This is a genomic window from Sandarakinorhabdus cyanobacteriorum (assembly GCF_002251755.1).
Classification (GTDB): domain Bacteria; phylum Pseudomonadota; class Alphaproteobacteria; order Sphingomonadales; family Sphingomonadaceae; genus Sandarakinorhabdus; species Sandarakinorhabdus cyanobacteriorum.
Map to the genome: position 1 here is coordinate 1 of NZ_NOXT01000011.1, position 3,443 is coordinate 3,443.

General features: G+C 60.6%; 2 protein-coding genes. Both read right to left on the reverse strand.

Going from position 1 to position 3,443, the window contains the following annotated elements:
* Positions 1-322: 322 nt before the first annotated feature.
* Complete coding sequence (locus CHU93_RS00135; RefSeq protein WP_094472207.1) at positions 323-1,213, reverse strand: hypothetical protein; 891 nt, start codon at positions 1,211-1,213, stop codon at positions 323-325.
* Positions 1,210-3,249 carry a hypothetical protein gene (locus CHU93_RS17165; RefSeq protein ID WP_133064236.1) on the reverse strand — a complete coding sequence of 680 codons (2,040 nt, stop codon included), beginning with the start codon at positions 3,247-3,249 and terminating at the stop codon, positions 1,210-1,212. Before CHU93_RS17165 ends, CHU93_RS00135 begins: the two co-directional genes overlap by 4 nt.
* Between the last annotated feature and the right edge of the window lie 194 nt (positions 3,250-3,443).

Sequence of the window (3,443 nt, forward strand, 5' to 3'; positions counted from 1 at the left end):
AGCAGCCAGCAAGGCGGTCCAGAAACGGGGAGCAGGTCACAAGGCCGCTGGCTTTAGTCATAACTGGAGGAACTTCGCGGCTCAGACCAGAATCCGCATCCCCGCGCCCTAGGTGGCAAATAGAACAAGAAGGCGCGGGCGGATCTTTCAATTCGTCCCCCTTGAACGACGCCAAACCTTGACCTCCCGTGACTCCGCACGCCGCAGAGGATAACACGACAAGGCACAGCCAAGTGCCACGAGCGTCAGCTATTGATCGACGTCTTCCCGAAGGGTGGAGCAAGAAAATTCCGGGCCCGTTGTCCGGGGAAGAGATCATGGCTTACAACGCGGCTGCTATCGCATCGCGAATGGCGGACTGATTGAGATAACCCTCGATGCCATGCGCGTTATCGGTCTGATTGTTGATGGTCCCGTTGTCGACGATCCCCGAAGAATAGTCACCGGCGAGGGATTTGCCGAGAGAGACCGGATCGCCGCGATCATAGAAGTTCAACCACCGTCCCACATTGGTCGGCACACGATGTGGCAGGTCGACATAACGCTTCACCGCCTCGACGCCGAGCGGCGAGCCCATGCTGATCAACAGCGGAACCTTGAGGTCATAACCGTCTTTCGCCAGCTCGCGCAGGAGGTGAAAGGCGACCACTGAACCAAGTGAGTGGGTAACCAACACCAGTTTGCCGGTCTCGAGCTTCGGCCTCACACGGTCATCGACCGTCGGCCTCACACCAGGCTTCTTGAGATAGGCGTAAGCCTGCTTGAGGACGCGTAGCGCTGTATCGCGAAGGGGTGGGGCCAGTTCGTCAAGGAGGCGGAGAACGCCGACCGCGAAACGGCCAAGACCGGTGCTCATTGGAATTGCGGTCACCACCGGGTCGAGCGTCGCCTGTGCCCTTTGTGCTGCAGCCTCAATCTCAGGCGACGTAAAGCCCCGCTGCTCCGCCGTTTCGGCCAGAGCCTCCTGGATGAATTCCAGTTCGCCTGCATCCATACCGGACAGTTCGGACACGCTTGCACTCATCGGCTGCGCGCCCACGAGATCCTTGCTAAGCTGATGGAGAAGATCACCATAGAATGCCATTTGCGGCTGGGCTGCAGCAAGCTTTGCGGGGTCGAAGCCGTGATCGGTGAGGATCTTCGACCATTTGGCAAGCAATCGCGGCTCGTCATAGGCCTGCTGGCCGATGCCGTGGATGAACAAGAGCCTCATGATTTTGCCTCCAGACCGAAATGGGTGATGAGCGACGAGGCCCCTTCTTCCGAAAGGGCAGTAAAACTGCTGTCGAGGAGGTGTGGAAGGGCCGTCCCCAGTGGCTGCGTCATCGGTTCCTCGATCGGATCCGGGGTTGCGACATAGTCCCAGCCCAGGCGCAGCCATGGGCAGAATCCGCCCACCATGCCGGATATCGCGTTGGTTTGTTGCCGCGCAAAATCGGGAACATCGTTGCCATCGCGACGATCGCGGGCCTCTACCGCGGGCACATAGGCGGTCACCGCCTGATCCGACCTTTCCGTATGCAGCTGGCCGAGCAGGGCCACATCAAAAGGGATCGGCTGCGCGCGGGAGGCATAATAATAGGCCATGCGACGGATGTTGTCGCGGTCGCCGGTATAATCATAGAGATAAGCAGCGATGGCCCCAAGCATGGGGTTGACATGCTTGCCATGGCGCAATGAGGCCGCGAGATCGTCAGCGACGCCCGGCGAGAGTCTGGTCGTCTGCAGTTTGGCAATTGCGTCATTAGTGGGCGCAAGTCTGGCCGCATCCGATTGATAGGGCGGCGCGCACATCCAGCCGGTGATGCGTCGGTTCCCATCATGCGTGACCAACGTCGAAAGACCGGCATAAACGACCGCCGGAGCAAACAAGCCGTCGGCATATTCAATGATCACCTGAACGGCATCCGCTTTGCCAAAATTCACCTGCCAGGATTTGGCTCCCCCGACGCGCTGTGCTCCGTACGGCGCCCAGACCCTGGCAGGCTGCCCTCCGCTCATGATGAGGTTGGCGTCTGGGGACATCCTCCGCTGACCAGCCCGGAGGGTCCGCCGGATTCGGGAGCGCTGGCTACGCCGAACTTCGCGCTCAAGCCCCTGCTTGGCAACGACTGCGGCGGCCCCAGCCTGCCAAACGTGCATTCGCTGGGTTCGTTCGCTGATCTCTGAAGCCTCGCTTTGTTCGATAGCGAGAGCCAGGTCGATCCCGCCCGGCACTTGCTCCAATGCGGCAGTGCCGCCCGCTGGATCGATGGCGTATGGCCAAGCGGACAATAAATTGATGCTGCTGAGGCGCGCAAGCGCCTGCTCAATTGCGCGATTGGCAGGCATCCCAAGGGGCTGCGCCGGTGCGCCGGGCGGCGGCCAGGCGATTGGCGGCGCCACGGGTTGAGGGGGACCATCGACGTCAAAATAGACCATGTCGGGACCTCCCCGGCCATAGCCGCGAATGGCTTCGGCTTGGCACTCCAGCCCATAACGCTCCCCCACCTTGCGGGTTTGGACGGAAATGAAACGGAGCAGAGAGTCGCTGTCGATCAGCCCACGCTTTTGCCGCGAGAAAGCCTCGGGCTCATGACCCCAAAGGGCATTGGCCAGGGAACCGGAAAGAATGCAGCGTGCATCGGCGGCCGTTTCCCCAGGGATCATGAAAGCGGCCTTGCCATCCTCCACCGCATTGAAGCGATCGAGCCCCGGCTGGACTGCCTGAACCGGCCCCCTGCCCAGTACTGGATCAGGCGCGAGGTTCGCTGTGGACGGGCGATTGGCGAAATCGCGACATGCATCGCTGATTAGGGTAAGATATTTGATCCCATAACTGTGCAGGGACGCCTTCAGCGCCTCTACCGAAACTGCGCGATTCTCGGGCGCCCAATCCGTTGGCAGCCACAAGGTCCGGACACTATCCTGACGGAGGCCGTGACCAGCAAAATGAAGCACCAACCACTCGGTAAGCTCGCCGGGCGGAAGAAGCCGAAGCAACTCTTCCCTGATCCGCGGGATCGTGACCGAAAAGCCACTGGGATGATTGATATCCACCGGCGCTGCATCGCCGCTGTTCCAGCGCGTCTGCCCGACCTCTGGCTGATCGGTCAGGACTGTTACAGCGTCGAAATTCGAGCAGCGTGCCCACTTGCCAATGTCCCCCGCCGCCGTTGCCGCGCCCGGCAGCCAGTCAAGCGGCTTCGCGTTGGCAACGCCGATAGCAAGACAAACACGCCGATTCTGCGGTTGTGGCATCAGGCCCATGTTCCCCAATCACCCCGAGCCTGATGATGCTAGGGCTTTCGGCAAAAAAGGGAAGACCGACGGTCCAGCCAGAGCTCTTTCATATGTAAAACTGCGCCTTAACCGGGGAGACAATGTGAGCACGATTGGTTTGCTGCGATCTTTCCCACCACCTTGAACCGCGCTGGGTTTGCCGGAGGCTATTTGGTTTGAGT